The sequence below is a fragment of the Pseudomonas sp. BIGb0278 genome (genome assembly GCF_024809895.1).
GTDB classification, from domain to species: domain Bacteria; phylum Pseudomonadota; class Gammaproteobacteria; order Pseudomonadales; family Pseudomonadaceae; genus Aquipseudomonas; species Aquipseudomonas shirazensis.
Genome location: NZ_JANUEL010000001.1, coordinates 724,370 through 739,859, shown reverse-complemented (window position 1 = coordinate 739,859; position 15,490 = coordinate 724,370). Strand labels below are relative to the sequence as shown.

13 protein-coding genes and 1 riboswitch are annotated in these 15,490 nt (G+C 63.2%); of the genes, 5 read left to right on the top strand and 8 right to left on the bottom strand.

Annotation, left to right across the window (positions count from 1 at the left end; all coding sequences use genetic code 11):
• Positions 1-26 precede the first annotated feature (26 nt).
• The 3 genes from M2396_RS03280 to M2396_RS03270 all read right to left on the bottom strand — a co-directional run bounded on the left by M2396_RS03280 (position 27) and on the right by M2396_RS03270 (position 3,589).
• Positions 27-740, bottom strand: coding sequence for a YebC/PmpR family DNA-binding transcriptional regulator (locus M2396_RS03280; RefSeq protein ID WP_101320340.1), 714 nt, complete (start codon positions 738-740; stop codon positions 27-29).
• Between the two features lie 125 nt (positions 741-865).
• Entirely contained in the window at positions 866-2,257 is a 1,392-nt protein-coding gene (locus M2396_RS03275) for an FAD-dependent oxidoreductase (RefSeq protein ID WP_259073130.1), read from the bottom strand.
• 15 nt (positions 2,258-2,272) lie between these two features.
• Positions 2,273-3,589: an MFS transporter gene (locus tag M2396_RS03270; RefSeq protein ID WP_101320344.1), complete on the bottom strand. Its 1,317-nt coding sequence runs from the start codon at positions 3,587-3,589 to the stop codon at positions 2,273-2,275.
• A gap of 262 nt (positions 3,590-3,851) precedes the next feature.
• Here M2396_RS03270 and M2396_RS03265 point away from each other — a divergent pair, with 262 nt between their 5' ends.
• On the top strand, positions 3,852-4,721 hold the full coding sequence (locus tag M2396_RS03265) for a LysR substrate-binding domain-containing protein (RefSeq protein WP_259073127.1): 870 nt from the start codon (positions 3,852-3,854) through the stop codon (positions 4,719-4,721).
• Positions 4,722-4,760: 39 nt separating this feature from the next.
• Here M2396_RS03265 and tam read toward each other — a convergent pair whose 3' ends face one another.
• Positions 4,761-5,537 carry a trans-aconitate 2-methyltransferase gene (gene tam / locus M2396_RS03260; protein ID WP_101320349.1) on the bottom strand — a complete coding sequence of 259 codons (777 nt, stop codon included), beginning with the start codon at positions 5,535-5,537 and terminating at the stop codon, positions 4,761-4,763.
• Between the two features lie 124 nt (positions 5,538-5,661).
• The gene (locus tag M2396_RS03255; RefSeq protein ID WP_101320351.1) at positions 5,662-7,077 is read right to left on the bottom strand and encodes an amino acid permease; all 1,416 of its coding nucleotides are present in this window, start codon (positions 7,075-7,077) and stop codon (positions 5,662-5,664) included.
• A gap of 331 nt (positions 7,078-7,408) precedes the next feature.
• Between M2396_RS03255 and M2396_RS03250 the strand changes: the two genes are divergently transcribed.
• The 3 genes from M2396_RS03250 to M2396_RS03240 all read left to right on the top strand — a co-directional run bounded on the left by M2396_RS03250 (position 7,409) and on the right by M2396_RS03240 (position 11,064).
• On the top strand, positions 7,409-8,833 hold the full coding sequence (locus tag M2396_RS03250; RefSeq protein WP_259073124.1) for a PLP-dependent aminotransferase family protein: 1,425 nt from the start codon (positions 7,409-7,411) through the stop codon (positions 8,831-8,833).
• 118 nt (positions 8,834-8,951) lie between these two features.
• Positions 8,952-9,701 (top strand): response regulator transcription factor, encoded by a 750-nt coding sequence (locus M2396_RS03245; protein ID WP_259073122.1) that lies wholly within the window; start codon positions 8,952-8,954, stop codon positions 9,699-9,701.
• 25 nt (positions 9,702-9,726) lie between these two features.
• Entirely contained in the window at positions 9,727-11,064 is a 1,338-nt protein-coding gene (locus tag M2396_RS03240; protein WP_259074215.1) for an ATP-binding protein, read from the top strand.
• A gap of 53 nt (positions 11,065-11,117) precedes the next feature.
• Here the strand turns inward: M2396_RS03240 and M2396_RS03235 are convergent, their stop codons facing one another.
• From M2396_RS03235 to M2396_RS03225, 3 genes are all read right to left on the bottom strand, one after another.
• Complete coding sequence (locus M2396_RS03235; RefSeq protein WP_259073121.1) at positions 11,118-13,073, bottom strand: TonB-dependent receptor domain-containing protein; 1,956 nt, start codon at positions 13,071-13,073, stop codon at positions 11,118-11,120.
• A 162-nt stretch (positions 13,074-13,235) separates the two neighbouring features.
• On the bottom strand, positions 13,236-13,895 hold the full coding sequence (gene tenA, locus M2396_RS03230) for a thiaminase II (RefSeq protein ID WP_101320359.1): 660 nt from the start codon (positions 13,893-13,895) through the stop codon (positions 13,236-13,238).
• A 1-nt stretch (position 13,896) separates the two neighbouring features.
• Positions 13,897-14,544: a TenA family protein gene (locus tag M2396_RS03225; RefSeq protein ID WP_259073119.1), complete on the bottom strand. Its 648-nt coding sequence runs from the start codon at positions 14,542-14,544 to the stop codon at positions 13,897-13,899.
• Positions 14,545-14,622: 78 nt separating this feature from the next.
• Positions 14,623-14,738: riboswitch (TPP riboswitch) on the bottom strand.
• 130 nt (positions 14,739-14,868) lie between these two features.
• On the opposite strand from M2396_RS03225, the gene M2396_RS03220 reads away from it, so the two are divergent.
• Positions 14,869-15,408, top strand: coding sequence for a WYL domain-containing protein (locus M2396_RS03220; RefSeq protein WP_101320363.1), 540 nt, complete (start codon positions 14,869-14,871; stop codon positions 15,406-15,408).
• The last annotated feature ends 82 nt before the right edge of the window (positions 15,409-15,490 follow it).

Genomic DNA, 15,490 nt, shown 5'->3' with positions numbered 1-15,490 from the left:
GCCGCAGTGCGGCCCCCGTGCACTGATCAGTCAGTCAGGCCGACGTAGACGTTCTGCACGTCGTCGTTGTCGTTGATCGCTTCGAGGAACGCTTCAACTTCGGCCAGAGCCTCGGCACTGAGGCTGGCAGCACTTACCGGGTTTTTCGGGGTGTAGCCGATTTTTGCCGAAATCACGGTAAAGCCCTGCGCTGGCAACGCCTTCTGTACAGCGTCGACGTCGGTCGTGTCGGTGATGAACAGGGTCGCGCCCTCCTCTTCACCTTCTTCGAAGTCCTGCGCGCCGGCTTCGATGGCAGCCATTTCCGGATCGGCGTCAGCGTTGTCCGGGGTGGCTTCGATCAGGCCAACATGGTTGAAGTCCCAGGCTACCGAACCGCTGGCGCCCAACTGGCCCTTGCGGAACAGCACGCGGATCTGGGCGACGGTGCGGTTGACGTTGTCGGTCAGGCACTCGACGATCAGCGGCACCTGATGCGGCGCGAAGCCTTCGTAGCTGACGGCGGTGTACTGCACCGCGTCGCCATCCAGGCCTGCGCCTTTGCGGATCGCCCGCTCGAGGGTCTCGCGGGTCATCGAGGCCTTTTTGGCCTGTTCTATCGCCAGACGCAGACGCGAGTTGGAGTCAGGGTCGGCGCCGGATTTGGCAGCGATCTGAATTTCCTTGGCCAGCTTGCCCATGATCTTGCCTTTGGCATTGGCTGCGGTTTCTCTGTGCTTGGCTTTCCACTGTGCGCCCATGTCGACTCTCTACGTTTCAGCGGGCCGGTTCAGGAAGCGACCGGCCAAAGTGGCAGCAGTTTATACGGCCCTCGGCAAAAAATCTCGCGCCTGCAGCGCCAGCCGGCACTGAGGCTTGATCAATATCAGCCTTTGTCGGCTTTGCCGGCGGCTGCGGCATACCTGGCCAGGCGCACGTCCAGCCGCCGTGGCCGCATGCCGCGGTCTTCTGCCCGCTCCTTGCGGCGGATCGCATCGCGCACCAGCAGCGAGCCCAGATAACGGATCGGCTCCGGCGGAAACTGCCCCAGTGGGCCTTTGACCAGCCCTGATCGGGTCCAGGGGTTGTCCAGCCCCAAGGCCAGTGACGAGAGAATCTGCCCGCCCATATGACACGGGCCGACGCCACTGCCTGAATAGCCGAAGCCGTAGAAGACATTGCCCTGCCCGTCCAACCGCCCGAAGAACGGCAAGCCGGTTACCGAACGGTCCGACGGCCCGTTCCAGCTCGCCGCAATCGGCACCTCGGCCAGCGCCGGGAAGAAGTCGTCGAGCGTCTGGCGCAGCAGCGGCTGGTACGGCGAAGGCTGGTCAAACACCGGCAGCATGCGCCCGCCGTAGGCAAAGGTATTGCCGCCCTTGCCGAGCATCAGCCGGCCGTCGCTAGTGTTGTGGTAGTAATGCACGAAGATGCGCGAGTCGAGCACGCTGATGCCGCTGTCCAGGCCGATCTCATCGAGCAGCTCAGGGCACGGCTCGGTGATCACCATATCGCTGGAGACGATTGCCACGCTGCGCTCGAACTGCGGGAACGCCCGCGCCATCCAGGCATTGAGGCCCAGCACCACTCGATCAGCACGGACCGTTGCATGAGCAGTGCGCACCTGTACCGGTGCGCCATGCTCAAGGCTGGTCATGGCCGTGCCTTCGTATATGCGCACCCCGCGCTGCAACGCAACGCGGCGCAAACCACGCACCAGCCGGCCCGGCTGCACTGTCGCGGCGGCCGGCGAGAACCAGCCTTCAAGATGGCGCGCAGAGCCCGCCCGCTGCTGCACCTGCTCAAGCGTCAGTCGCTCGAAAGAATTGATGCCCTGACGCGCCAAGGCGGCAATCACCGCATCGGTGCCGCCCAGTTGCGCGGCGTTGCTGGCGGTGTAGAGGGTGCCATCCATGCGGTAGTCGCAATAGATGTCATTGGCTGCGCAATAGTCGCCGATGGCCGCAATACTGCGCTCCGATTCGCGCACCAGGCGCACCGCTTCGGCCGCGCCGAACAAGCGCTCGAGGGTGAAGTACTTGGCCGACCAGGACAACGCACAACCGCCGTTGCGGCCACTGGCCCCGGCGCCGCAGATATCGGCTTCGATCAGCACCACCTCCAGCTGCGGCGCCTGCTCCTTGATCATCAATGCCGTCCACAAGCCGGTGTAACCACCACCGACGATGCACACATCACAACGGATGTCGGCGCTCAGCGGCGGGCACAGTGCGTCCTGCTCCTGATCCAGGGCTTGTTGCAGCCAGAAGGGTCTCATCGCTTGGGCTTTCCTTTAACTGCGCAGTGGCTTGATTGCCATGCTGGTATTGGGGGCAACGTCGACCACCTGTTCGGCGGCGACCGGGCGGCTGTTCCAGTGCGGCAGCAGCACCAGTGCGGAGAACAGCGCGCAGCCAGCAAATACGATGAATACCGTGACGCTGTCGAAGTAGCCCGGCAGCAAGCCGCCCAGCACCGCGCCCACCGAGCCGCAACCGTTGACGAAGCCTGCGGCGGTGGCACCGGCCTTGGCGCTGCCAAAGTCAATTGCAGCGGCGCCGCTGATCATTGAATCGGGGCCGTACAAGGTCAGGCCCATGACAAACAGCAGGCCCACCACCAGGGCAATGCTGCCGCTGTTCATCGCTGCCATGAACAACGCCAGGGTCACCGTCAACAGCAGCAGGCTGATCACGCAGGCGGGCATGCGCCGGGCGCCGAACAGCTTGTCCGACGCCAGCCCGATGATGATCGGCCCGAGCAGCCCGGCCAGCTCGAATGCGGTGGGAATGATTGCAGCACCCACCTTGCCCACCGACGGCATCTGTTCAAACACGATCACCGGGCCCCAGAGCAAGATGGCGTAGCGCGCTGGCTTCAACAGAAAGTAAGCCAGGCCCAGTGTCAGCACCGTGCGATTACGCAGGATCTCGCGCAGCGGTTGCCATACGCTGCACAGGTTTGGCCCTGGGGCCATGCTCTGCGGCTCTGGCTCGACCGCCGGCAGGCCAACATCTTCAGGCTTGTTGCGTTGCAGAAAGAAGAACAACACCGCCACCAGCGCCACCACCACCGCACTGGAGAAAAACGCCGCGTGCCAGGTGCCGATCAAGGTATACGCCCACCAACCGGCAAACGGTGATGCCACCAGCCCGCCAAAGGCGTAGCAGGAGCTCCATAGCCCCAGTACCCGGCCGCGCTGCGACGAAGGGAAGAAGCTGCCAAGGTTCTTGCACAACCCCGCCCAACCGGTCGACTGCGCCAGGCCCTGAATCAACATGCAGGTGGCAAAGATCGGGAAGGTTGCGTAGCTGCCCATCACCACCGCCGCCGCCGCTGAAATCAGCAACCCGCCGAGCACTACCACGCGCGGCCCGAAACGGTCGGCAAGCATGCCCCAGGTGAACTGGCCGACTGCGTAGGCAGCCAGATAGATGGCATCGAGGTTGGCCATTGCCGCCTTGTCGAGCATGAAGCTTGGGTCTTCGCCGATGCCCAGCTTGGCCACCGAGAAGGCCTTGCGGGTGAAATAGAAGCCAGCGTAGGCCAGCCAGGTAATGGCGAAAATCTGAATACGCCACCGTTTGATGGCAGCAAGGGTTTGGTTCATGGGAGTCTGACCTCTCGCTCAAGTGTGCCGGCAGAATGTGAAAAAACGCCTGTCTTGTTGTTGTGAGTCGCACTACATGACGGTGGCCATCGTCGGGTCAGATAACAGGGCCGGCTGACATGACCGCGCCGCTGCTATGGCCACCAGCGCGCTGCGTCTTGCTGCGCACTGGAGCTGTCGATCATAGAAACAGTTACTGACTGATAACAAAAATCGATTTATCGTATTTCACACATAAGCTCAGCTTGTAAGTGGAGGCGGTATGGCGGTGTCTCAGGCACAGCTCAAGGCGTTTCATGCGGTTGCTCAACACGGTAGCTTCACGCGCGCGGCGCAAAAGCTGTTTCTCACTCAGCCAGCCGTGTCCGACCAGGTGCGCAAGCTCGAAGAGCGCTTTGGCGTGCTGCTGTTTCACCGCAACAAACGCTCGGTGCAACTGACCGACCTCGGCGAGCGGCTGCTGGGCGTGACCCAGCGCCTGTTCGCCTGCGAAGCCGAAGCCGTCGAGTTGCTACAGGATTCGCGTGCATTGCACACCGGCAACCTGGTGTTGGCGGTGGATGCGCCGGTGCATGTGTTGCCGCAGATTGCCCGCTTCTGCCAGCGTTACCCCGGCATTCAGGTCAAGATCGAGACTGGCAACACCGATGAATCACTGGCGCGCCTGTTCAGCTATCAGGCCGACCTCGCCCTGCTCGGCCGCGATGTCGATGACGAGCGCCTGTACTGCGTGCCAATGCGCCGCGACCCGATGGTGGCGTTTGTGTCGCACAACCACCCCTGGGCCAGTCGCGCCTCGATCAGCCTGGCTGATCTGGACGACACGCCGCTGGTGCTGCGTGAACCAGGCTCGGTGACGCGGCAGACGCTGGAAGAGGAAATGCACCGGGCAGGGCTGCGCATCCGCGCGGCAATTCAGGTCGAAGGCCGCGAAGCTGCGCGCGAGGCGGTGGTAGTGGGGATTGGCGTTGGCGTGGTGTCGGCTGCCGAGTTTGGCGCCGACGCTCGGGTATGTGCGCTGCCGATCGTCGACTGCCAGCGGCATTTGACTGAAACACTGGTCTGCCTCAGCGAGCAACGTACCCGCCGGGTGGTGGCGACCTTTTTGCAGCTGGTCCAGGAAGAGCTTTGAGCCCTCCCTGCCCTACCTGAGCTGGCGCTGGTTTCGCAGCTAGCGAGTAGCAAGCACAAACAAGCGCGGGAACGGCAGCAGCAGCTTGCCATCGCTGGACGCTGGGTAGTCATGCTCCATCGCCTGCAGATACAACTGCAGAAAGTCCGCCTGTTCTGCTTCGTTCAGACGATCCAGGTAAGGTCGCAGTGCCGAGCCTTTGAACCATTCAACCACCGCCTGCGCACCGCCGGCCAAGGGGTGATGGTAAGTGGTGCGCCAGACGTCGACGCGGCTGCACAGCGGGCTGAGCAAGTCGTAGTAGAACCCTGCGGTATGCCGCGGCGGCAGCGAGAAGTCAGCGAACTTGTCGGCCCATGGCCCGCGCTTGGCGATCTCGCGAATCTGTCGGTGGGCCGGTTCGTCGATGTTGTCCGGAGTCTGCACCGCAAGGCTGGCGCCTTCGCTGAGCTGGCGGACCAGGTGCGGATACAGCGTGGCGTGCTCGGGGAGCCATTGCAGCGAAGCGTTGGCGAGGATCAAGTCCTGTGGTTCGGCTGCTTGCCAGGTCGCGATGTCGGCAATCTTGCAGCTCACCCTCGGCACACTCAAACGCGGTCGTTTATTGGCCTTGTCGATCATGTCCGGATCACTGTCGAGCGCTGTCACCTGAGCGTCCGGGCAGCGTTGCAACAACACTTCGGTGGAGTTGCCCGGCCCACAGCCAAGGTCGGTAGCGTGACGCACTGGACGCGGCGGCACCGCCGCCAGCAGATCACGCACGGGGCGGCTGCGTTCGTCTTCAAACAGCGAATATTGGTTGGCAGACCAGGCCATGGGCGGCTCCTGTAGGCGGCTGAGCGCCTAGCATAAGCCATGTCGAGGGGTTCGCGGTGAGACCCGCACAAACAAACGCGGCCGGCCCCTTGCGGGAACCGGCCGACATCATACAGCGCGTTGCTTAGTGCAGTTTTTTTGCCGAACGGATCTGATGCACAATACCCATCGCCACCACCACACAGGCAGCAATACCGGTCGAAACCACCAGAATCTGGTAGTCAGGCATGAACGCCATGGTCACCAGCGCAGCAACGATAAACGCAATCACCAGGTAGGTCAGCCAAGGGAACAGCCACATCTGCAGGCGGATCTCCTTGCCTTCGGCAATCAATTTGCGGCGCATACGCAGTTGGGAGAAGGCGATCACCAGGTACACCAGCAAAGCGATCATGCCCGTGGTGTTCATCAAGGTGTCGAGCACGTCCTTGGGCCGCAGCGTCTCGCTGAAGTTGATCAGCGCGCACACCACTGCCACCGCGCACGAACCGACGATCGCGAACACCGGTACGCCAGTGCCGGCGCGGGTGATCTTGAAGAACGACGGCGCGTCGCCACGCTGAGCCAGCGAGAACAGCATGCGCGAGGCAGTGTAATGGCCCGAGATCAGGCAGCTACTCACCGAGGTCAACACGACGAAATTCATCAGCAGCTCGGCATATGGCACGCCCAGCAGTTCCAGCGTACGGCGATAAGCGCCATAGCCCGACTCACCCAGGTGCGGGTCATTCCACGGCACCAGGCAGACGATCAGGAAGATCGAGCCGACATAGAACAGGCACACCCGCCAGACCACCGAGTTGGTCGCCTTGACGATCTGCCCGGCCGGGTCTTTCGACTCGGAGGCAGCGATGGTCACGATCTCCGCACCGAGGAAGGCGAACATCACCCCAAGCAGCGCACCAATCACCGTGGTAAAGCCGTTCGGCATGAAGCCTTCGGCGGTCAGGTGAGTGATCCCGCGGACCTCACCGAACTGCCAGATATTCAACACCGCCGAGCCACATACGATCAGGAAGCAGACGATCGCAATCACCTTGATCAAGGCAAACCAGAACTCGAACTCGCCGTAGTGCTTGACGTTGAAGAAGTTGACGGTGATCAGCACCAGGGTCGTCGCCAGGACGAACACATTGGTGCTCACCCCCGGGAAGAAGCCGTGCAGGATCTTGCCCGCCACATACGCTTCCCAGGCCATCAGGATGACCCAGTACCACCAGTACAACCAGCCGATGGTGAAGCCGGCCCAACGGCCAATGGCACGGTCGGCGTAGGTCGAGAACGAGCCGGTGTCTGGCGAAGACGTCGCCATTTCACCGAGCATGCGCATGATCAGCACCACCAGGATGCCGCCAGCCAGATAAGCCAGCACCGCAGCAGGGCCGGCGCTGTGAATGACACTGCCGGAGCCGACGAACAGTGCGCCGCCGATAACCCCGGCGATCGACATCATCGTCAGGTGGCGCGACTTGAGCGAAGCATTCAGCTTGCTCTCCGGCGCCCCTTTTTCGGATGCGGTAGTTGTAGATGTAGCGTCCATCAGTTGTGTCCCCGTGCTTCTTTTTATCTAAGGAATTGCGTGAAACCCCGATGGCAAGCGGTTTCACCTGTACATCGATACTGATGCGCGCAGGCGCTGTGCGAGGGCACGAGCAGGCCTTCCCTGGCGGCCTGTGGGTCGTGCGAGGCGGGCCTCGAACGAACTGAAACAAAAGGTGTCTGGCGATCTCAGACACCTAATGTAAAAATGTCGCGCTGATAGAGCCATGCACAGTGGCATGAAAGTCGCACTGCACTGTACAGGCCGCCCATGCAATACACCGCGCGACACCCGGCCGACGCCCCGCGTCTGCACACCTGAAGGCACACCCATGCTCGTACTACATCCAGACTCCGCCACCCCGCTGGTCAACCAGATCATCGACGGCTTGCGCGAGTTGATCGACAGCCAGGCGCTCAAACCCGGTGCCAAGGTCCCGTCGATCCGCGCCTTTGCCGCCACCTACTCGGTGAGCACCTTCACCGTGGTCGAAGCGTACGACCGTCTGGTTGCGCAAGGGCTGCTGGTCAGCCGCGGCAACACCGGCTTTTTCGTCAATCGCGCGGCCAGCGAGCAACTCGACAGACCGGCCCACGGCGCCGACAACAACCGGCCGTCGTTCAACGCCGAGTGGTACCTGCAGCAGATTTTCGAAACCCGTCAGTTGCCGTTCAAACCCGGCTGCGGCTGGCTGCCCAACGACTGGATGTACGAAGATGGCCTGCGCCGGGGCATGCGTCAGGTCGCCGGTAGCCCGTTGGAGCTGTCCGGCTATGGCGAGCCGATGGGCCTGCCGGAGCTGCGCTCGCTGACCGCGCAGAACCTGCAGCAAGAGCTGTCGATCGTAGTCAACCCGGCGCAGCTGATGCTCACCCACGGCGCCAGCCAGGCGCTGGACCTGGCGGTACGCACGTTGGTGCGCCCCGGTGATGTGGTGCTGGTCGACGACCCAGGCTACCCCAACCTGATGAGCATCCTGCGTTTTCAGGGTGCTACCCTGATCGGCGTGCCGCGCACCCCGGCCGGCTACGACCTCGATCGCCTGGAGCAACTGCTCAGCGAACACCGCCCAAGTGTCTTCTTCACCCAGCCGCACCTGCACAGCCCGACCTGCTCGCGTACGCCGTTGCCGCAACTGCACCGCTTGCTGCAACTGGCCAGCCAGCATGGCTTCCGGCTGGTGGAAAACAACCTGTACGCCGATATGATCGCGGAGCCGCAGCCGTGCCTGGCCAGCCTCGATCACCTACAGCAAGTCGTATACGTCGGCAGCTATTCAAAAAGCATTTCACCGAACGTGCGGGTTGGTTACCTGTTCGCCAACCCGGAACTGATGCAGCAGTTGCTGCGCCTGAAAATGCGCTCTGGGCTGACCACCTCCCAAGTGATGGAGCGGGTGGTCTACGCGGCGATCATCGATGGCCGCTGGCGCAAGCACCTCAAACGCCTGCGCCAGCGCCTGGCCGAAGCACACCAGGAAGTGGGCCGGCATTTGCACCGGCTGGGCTTCGAGCTGTTCACCGAATCGGACGAAGGCATGTACGTGTGGGCGCGCCACCGGGCCATCCCGGACAGCGCGGCCCTGCTGGATGACGCGCTGGAGCAAGGCATCATGCTCGGCCCCGGACAGTTGTTCATGGTCGACGCCCAGGCGACTGGGTGGATGCGCTTCAACGTCGCGTTCAGCACCGACCCGGCGATGTGGGAGCTGTTGGAGAAGATCCTGGTCAAGCAGGTGCGCCGCTCGGCTATCTAGTGCCAGCGACTGCAGGTGACGATACCCGCTGTGACAATCTGCCCACAGCGGGCAGTCACAAATGATAATGACTCGTAGTAATATTGCGCCCTGCCTCCCACATCACGCGCGATAGCCAATGCCAGCTGAACAACCCACGCCCGCGCCGCGAGTGCTGGTGGTCGATGACCACCGCAAGATCCGCGACCCGCTGGCGACCTACCTGCGCCGCCATGGTTTCGAGGTGCGCACCGCCGCCGACGCGGCCGGACTCTGGCAATTGCTCAAGCAGCAGGCGTTCGACGTGGCCGTACTCGATGTCATGCTGCCCGACGGCGATGGCTTCGAGCTGTGCCAGCAACTGCACCGGCGCTGCAACCTGCCGGTGATCCTGCTGACCGCCCGCGACACCACTGCAGACCGCATTCGCGGCCTCGACCTGGGCGCCGATGACTATCTGACCAAGCCGTTCGAGCCGCGTGAGCTGGTCGCGCGCCTGAACAGCGTGCTGCGCCGGCATCAGGCAACCCAGGCGCGACTCCACGCGGCGCCTGCAGCTACGCCCGCAGCACGCCGCTATCGCTTCGCCGGCTGGCACTTCTGCGCCAGCAGCGCCTCGCTCAGCCGCGAAGGTGCCGAGTCAGTTCAGTTGAGCACCGCCGAGGGCAAACTGCTGCAGGTGTTTCTGGCCCACCCGCATCGCAGCCTGACCCGGCAACGGCTGGTCGACCTGACGGCAGCGCACGACAGCGACATCAGCGAACGCGCCATCGACCGCCAGGTCAGTCGCCTGCGGCGCAAGCTCAGCCATGACGGGCAAACCGCCGAGCTGCTGCGCACCCTGTGGGGCAGCGGCTACTTGCTGGCCGCCGATGTCCAGCTTGAATAGCCTGCGCCGGCTGTGGCCGCAGCGCTTGCTGCACCAGTTACTGCTGCTGCTGTGCCTGGCACTGCTGGCCTCGCACTTGATCGGCATCATTCTGCTGCACCGCCACGGCAGCCTGCTTCATCCGCTGTCCCGGGCAGCCAGCCTGGAGCGCCTGGCAACTGCGTTCAACCTGGCGCGCGACCTGCCCGCAGCGCAGGCCAACAGGATGCTGGCCAAGATGGCCAACCCGGAAACCCGCTTCTGGATCGCGGCAACCCCCGAGGTCAGTGCTTTCGCCGCGCGCCCTGAAGAACAGCGGCTTAGCCGCGACCTGCGCCAGCGCCTGCAGCTATCGCCGGAACACTCGCTGATCGTGCAACTGGAGCGGGTCAACGGCACCGACGCCCGCGCTTATCCGTTCAGTCCTGGCGGTTGGGCGCCACTACGCTTGCGCAGCAGCCTGGCGCTGGGCAACGGCCAGTATCTGAATGCCGAGCAGCACCCCAGCGGTGCTTATCAGTGGGGCACTGTACTGGCTTACAGTTTGCCAATGACCACCCTGCCGGTCTTGCTGGTGATGATGTTCGGCTTTGCCCGTGTGCTGCGCCCGATCAAGGCCCTGGCCAAAGCCACCGAGCGGGTCAGCCGTGGTGAGTGGATTGCGCCGCTGCCGTTAACCGGCCCGCACGAAGCACGCGAGCTGACCCATGCATTCAACACGATGCAGGCCAACCTGGCCCGGCATGTCGAAGGCCGCACCCGCTTGTTGGCAGCGATCAGCCATGACCTCAACACGCCGCTGACCGAATTACGTTTGCAGGTTGAACTGCTTGACCCCGGCGCCACCCGCGACGACTTGCTGGAAAGCCTGGGCGAGCTGACGGCGATGGTCGGCGAAACCCTGGAGTTCGTGCGCGGCGATGCAGTGCAGGAGGCGACCTGTCAGTTGCGCCTGAACGACTTGCTTGACGAGCTGGACCGACGTTATCGCCTGCTTGGGCAACCGTTGACCTGGGATGTGCAGCAACAGGCCTGGCTCAGCTGCCGACCTTTGGCGCTCAAACGTGCCCTGACCAACCTGATCGACAACGCCTTGAAGCATGGCGGTGCGACCCACGTGACGCTCAGCCAGGCTGACGGCCAGGTCCGCCTGGAGATCACCGATCAAGGTCCGGGGCTGCCTGAGCAGTGGTTGGAAAAAGTCTTTGAACCCTTTGTCCAGCTCGGCCGCGGTGGTGCCGACGCCCGCAGCGGTGGCGGCCTCGGTCTGGGCTTGGCGATCGCCCGTGCCTGCATTCAGGCCCATGGCGGTGAACTGCTGTTGGAAAACCGCAAACCACGCGGGCTGTGCGCGCTGGTGCGGCTGCCGGTCGGCCAAGGCTGACACGCGCAAACGCAAACGGGGCCGATGTACGGCCCCGTTTGCTACTGCTCTGATCAGAAGTTGTAGGTCGCGCCCATCCACAGCGTGCGGCCATAGTTCACCGTGCCGTAGGTCTCGTCGTCCAGACGCTTGTCGGTAATGTTGTTCAGCGAGGCATTCACAGTCAGCGCATGGGTCAGGTCATACGAGCCGCCGATGTCGGCAGTGGTGTAGCCCGGCGCCGATTCGGCAGTGATGGTGTTGCCTGTTTCTTCGCCGTAGTAGCTGAGCGCGGCCCAGGCTTGGGCGCGGTCATTGACCCGCCATTCGCCGCGCAGGTTGGCTTTCTGTTTCGGCGTCAGGGCAAGCGGCGCACCGGCGTTGGCACCGGTCTTCTGCTCGGAGTCGGTGTAGGTGTAGTTGCCTTTGATCAGCAGGTCGGAGCGGATGTCCCATTGACCGGTCAGCTCGACGCCACGGATCACCGCCTTGTCGACATTGACCCGGTCCATGACGATGTAGCCGTTCCAGCGCCGGTCAGTGGTTACGGTCGAGAGCTTGTCCTGAAAGTCGTTGTAGAACAACGTCACGCCTGCCGACAGATCATTGCGGTTGGACCACAGCGCCGACACTTCGTAGTTGGTGCTGGTCTCGGGCTTGAGGTCAGGGTTGCCGAGCATGACGAACCGGTTGCGGCGCAGGTAGGCGTAGCCTTCAACCACGGCGCGCAGCTCAGGGGTCTTGAAGCCGCGGGCAACACCGCCTTTGAGCGTCCACTGATCGGTCGCGCGCCAGACCCCATACACGCGTGGGCTGAAGTGGTTGCCGTATTCTTCGTGGTTGTCCATGCGCAGGCCGCCGGTCAAGGCGAAGGTGTCGGTGACCGACCATTCGTTTTCGGCAAACAGCGCTTTTTGCTGGACCGAGAACTCGTAATCAACCTTGTCACCCAAGCCCTGGTTCCAGTCGGTGACCTGGTTTTCCTGCCATTGCAGGCCAACCGTGCTGACGTTGTAGGTGGTCGGCACGACCAACTTGGCGTCGAGCACGCGGTTGCGGATTTCAGGCTTGCGCCCGTAGATGTCGGTCTGGTCTGGCGTGGCCTTGCCTTCGCGGCTGGTGGTTTCCTGATAGAGGGCGACGTCAGAGGTGGCCCAGCCCCAGCGACCCTGGTGCGACAGCGACCAGTGATCACGGTTGTTCTCTTGCTCGCGGGTGGCCCAGTTGGCACTGACGCCATCACCGTTTTTCAGGCGCGTAACGCCGGCTTCGAGCAGGATGTCGTGGTCGATCGTGGGCGTGAAGGCCAGGCGCGTGGTCAGGTCGCGGTGATCGGCCTTGCTGTGGCCGTTGGTCTGTTCCAGGTCAGCATCGGCCTGGCGGTCCAGGTAGCGGCCCCACACTTGCAGGCCAAGCAGGTCTTCCTTGAGCGGACCGCTCAAGTAGAAAGTGGTTTGCCCGGCGTCGCCCTCTGCGCTGTGCTGACGCGCCGAATAGTCGTAACCGATCGAGCCGCCCCACTCGGGCGAGACCTTGCGGGTAATGACGTTGATCACCCCCCCGATAGCGTCCGAGCCATACAGCGACGACATCGGCCCGCGCACCACCTCAATCCGCTCGATGGCGGCTGCCGGCGGGACAAAGCTCTGCTCGTAACCGGCGTTGCCGTTGACCCTTGATTCACGGGCGCTCTGGCGTTTGCCATCGACCAGAATCAAGGTGTAGTCGCCCGGCATGCCGCGCATCGAGATGTCGCTTTCGTTGGCGCCGCCGTTGACGGTGACCCCCTCGACATCACGCACTGCGTCACCGAGGTCGCGGTACGACTTGCGACGCAGGTCTTCGCCGTCGATCACGGTGATCGACGCGGGCGCGTCCTCCACCCGCTGCTCGAAGCCCGAGGCAGTCACAACCACATCTTCAAGGGTCAATGGGACGGGTTCTGGAGGGTTTGTCTGCGCGTGCGCGGCACCCGCCAGAAATACGGCCAACGTGGAGGAACGGCTGAAAATACGACGTGGTGCGCGCATGCAAGTGACCTGTGAATTCCGCTGTAAAAGAGAATCCTAATCAGATGCATTGGCGCAAATGGGACAAAGTGTGACAGCCGCTGTCGACGACCGCGACGCCAAAGGCAGCGTCGAGGTACCACAGCTATGCCTGCAGGCACCTCAAGCACGCTGACCAGCCGATTATTCGGCAGCCTGCAATCCCATCTGCCAGAAGTCCGCCTCAAGCCGTGAGGCCTGGGCAAAGATCGCCGCCAGCTCGGTGAAACGTGACTCGGTCATGCTCCGCGCGGCCAGCTCGTCCAGGTGCTTGCGGGCAGACGCCGCCACGTCTTGATAGGCCTCACCGGCATACTCGCCGATCCATTCGCGGTACGGATGCTGGTTCAGATCACCGATTGCGCCGGCTAGGCGCTGGCCGATTTCGGCGTAGCCGATCACGCACGGTGCCAGCGCAACGTGCAGTTCAAGCAGGTCGCCGGCGGCGCCGCAGTCAAGCACATAGCGGGTATAGGCCACGGTCGCCTGATGCTCGGGGGCAGCTTGAATGTCGGCTTGCGACAAGCCCCAGCGGGCGCACAGGCGCAGGTGCAGTTCAGTCTCGTCAAGAATCGCCGCAAGCCCGGCCTGCGCGGCGCGGATGTCACTTGGCAGGCGACTCTTGTAGGCGGCCAGCGCCCAGGCGCGGGCGAACTGGATCAGGAACAGGTAGTCCTGCACCAGATACTCGCGAAACGCCGCCTGACTGAGGGTGCCCGTCTGCATCTGCTGCAGGAAGTCATGCTCGACGTAGCTCGCCCATTGCGGCGCAGCGGCGGCCTTGAGCCGATCAAAAATATCCATGTCAGGCCTCGCCATCGTATACGGCATCGAAGAAGGCCAGTTCCAGCGCAACTGTGCGCAGGTAGAAGTCGCGGCTGAGCTCGGCCTCCTTTGGCCCGACGCGGTCAAGTTCAGCTTGCAGGAACGCGACAAAATCCTCGAAGAACGGGTTGTCATGCAAGGTGATCCACTCAGCGTGGACGAAGTGCTCGGGCAGTGGCTGCGGCGCCTTCTGCGCCCAGTCCAGGTACAACCCCTCGGCCACATTCAGCACCGCCAGCGCTGCCGCATAGGAGCGGCTTGCCGCCGCCTCGGCCATGATCGCCTTGAAGCCTGCGGTGGGCGCACTGTCGGCAGGCTCGTCGCGCTGCGCCGGGCTTACATCGAGGGCCTCGAATGCACGCAGGAAATAGGTGTTTTCGTCACTCGAGATCATCCCGGCAAAACGGCCCAGACGCAGGCGCGCTTCAAAGGTATCGGCTGTGGCGATCGCCGCACCGAGCAGGGTCAGAAAGCTGTCGAGAAAGCGATGGTCCTGAATCAGGTAGCGGACCATAACCGGATCCGCCAGGGAACCATCACATAGCTGTCGCACGAAGCGGTGGCCAACGGCAGCCGACCAGGTCGGTTCGCTCTGCTCGCGCAAATAATGGGTAAAACGTTCGCTCATGCTGCTGTCCTCTGGGAGGTGGCAGCGAGGCCAGGCGGGTGGTGCATGGTGCGGCCTCGCAGTGAGGCCGGCGCAAAGGCAGGTCGGCTGTCCCATCCCTTCGCCGGCATGATCCGGATCAGGTGCTAAGGGTCACCGCGCTGCATCTTGCCAGCGGTTTCTCAGCCCGTCTCCGGGCTCCCCTTGGTAGCGCTCAGGTATACCGCAGACGCAGGCCAGTTGTCACGGCACGTTGGCTGCACGCCCAGCAAAAGGTATGCTAGGCGAACATAGCCAATTGCCACCACTAGAGCCGTGCAGTGATCGCGCGCCAAGGAACCCGCTTTGCCCAGCAACCCCACGCGCCAGACCATCGCCCGCCAGTGGCAGCTGCTCAAACTGCTGCCTGACCGCCACCCGGGCATGAGTTCTAATCAGTTGCAGCAGGCCCTGCACCAGGTCGGCCATGGCACCAGCAAGCGCACGGTCGAGCGTGATCTGAACGAGCTGACCGAGCTGTTTCCGGTGCGCTGCAACAGCAAGGGCACCCCATATGGCTGGTACTGGCAGGCCGAGCTCAGCACCGAGCTGCTGCAGCCGCCGCAGCCCAGCGATCGTTGCATGGCGCAACCGATCACCTTGCGGGCCTGGGTGACGCCGGGGCTGGCGCGGCAGTTGGCGGCGCAGCCGCTGTCGGACGACATGTTGCTGGAGCCGCTTGCCGAAGGCGACGCCAGGTTGGTGGCCACGGTTGCCTATGACCAGGCCCTTTTGAGCTGGCTGCTGGCGCATGCCGGCTCGATCAAGGTGAGTGCCCCGGACAGCGTGCGTGAGGCTCTGCTCGAAAGGCTGCATCAAGCACTGCTGTTGCACGAAAGCGGCTAAGTCAGCGCTGCGAGTACGCTCGCAAGCATCCTGGATCTGCGATTAACGCCGCACAAATCATTGGCGCCAGCGCTAAACGTCA

Coding starts and splice junctions, on each gene's coding strand:
- tam (WP_101320349.1), bottom strand. CDS start 5,537: ATGGCCTGGTCTGCCAACCAATATTCGCTGTTTGAAGACGAACGCAGC.
- M2396_RS03265 (WP_259073127.1), top strand. CDS start 3,852: ATGGCGGTGTCTCAGGCACAGCTCAAGGCGTTTCATGCGGTTGCTCAA.
- M2396_RS03255 (WP_101320351.1), bottom strand. CDS start 7,077: ATGGACGCTACATCTACAACTACCGCATCCGAAAAAGGGGCGCCGGAG.
- M2396_RS03245 (WP_259073122.1), top strand. CDS start 8,952: ATGCCAGCTGAACAACCCACGCCCGCGCCGCGAGTGCTGGTGGTCGAT.
- M2396_RS03225 (WP_259073119.1), bottom strand. CDS start 14,544: ATGAGCGAACGTTTTACCCATTATTTGCGCGAGCAGAGCGAACCGACC.
- M2396_RS03280 (WP_101320340.1), bottom strand. CDS start 740: ATGGGCGCACAGTGGAAAGCCAAGCACAGAGAAACCGCAGCCAATGCC.
- tenA (WP_101320359.1), bottom strand. CDS start 13,895: ATGGATATTTTTGATCGGCTCAAGGCCGCCGCTGCGCCGCAATGGGCG.
- M2396_RS03275 (WP_259073130.1), bottom strand. CDS start 2,257: ATGAGACCCTTCTGGCTGCAACAAGCCCTGGATCAGGAGCAGGACGCA.
- M2396_RS03250 (WP_259073124.1), top strand. CDS start 7,409: ATGCTCGTACTACATCCAGACTCCGCCACCCCGCTGGTCAACCAGATC.
- M2396_RS03235 (WP_259073121.1), bottom strand. CDS start 13,073: ATGCGCGCACCACGTCGTATTTTCAGCCGTTCCTCCACGTTGGCCGTA.
- M2396_RS03270 (WP_101320344.1), bottom strand. CDS start 3,589: ATGAACCAAACCCTTGCTGCCATCAAACGGTGGCGTATTCAGATTTTC.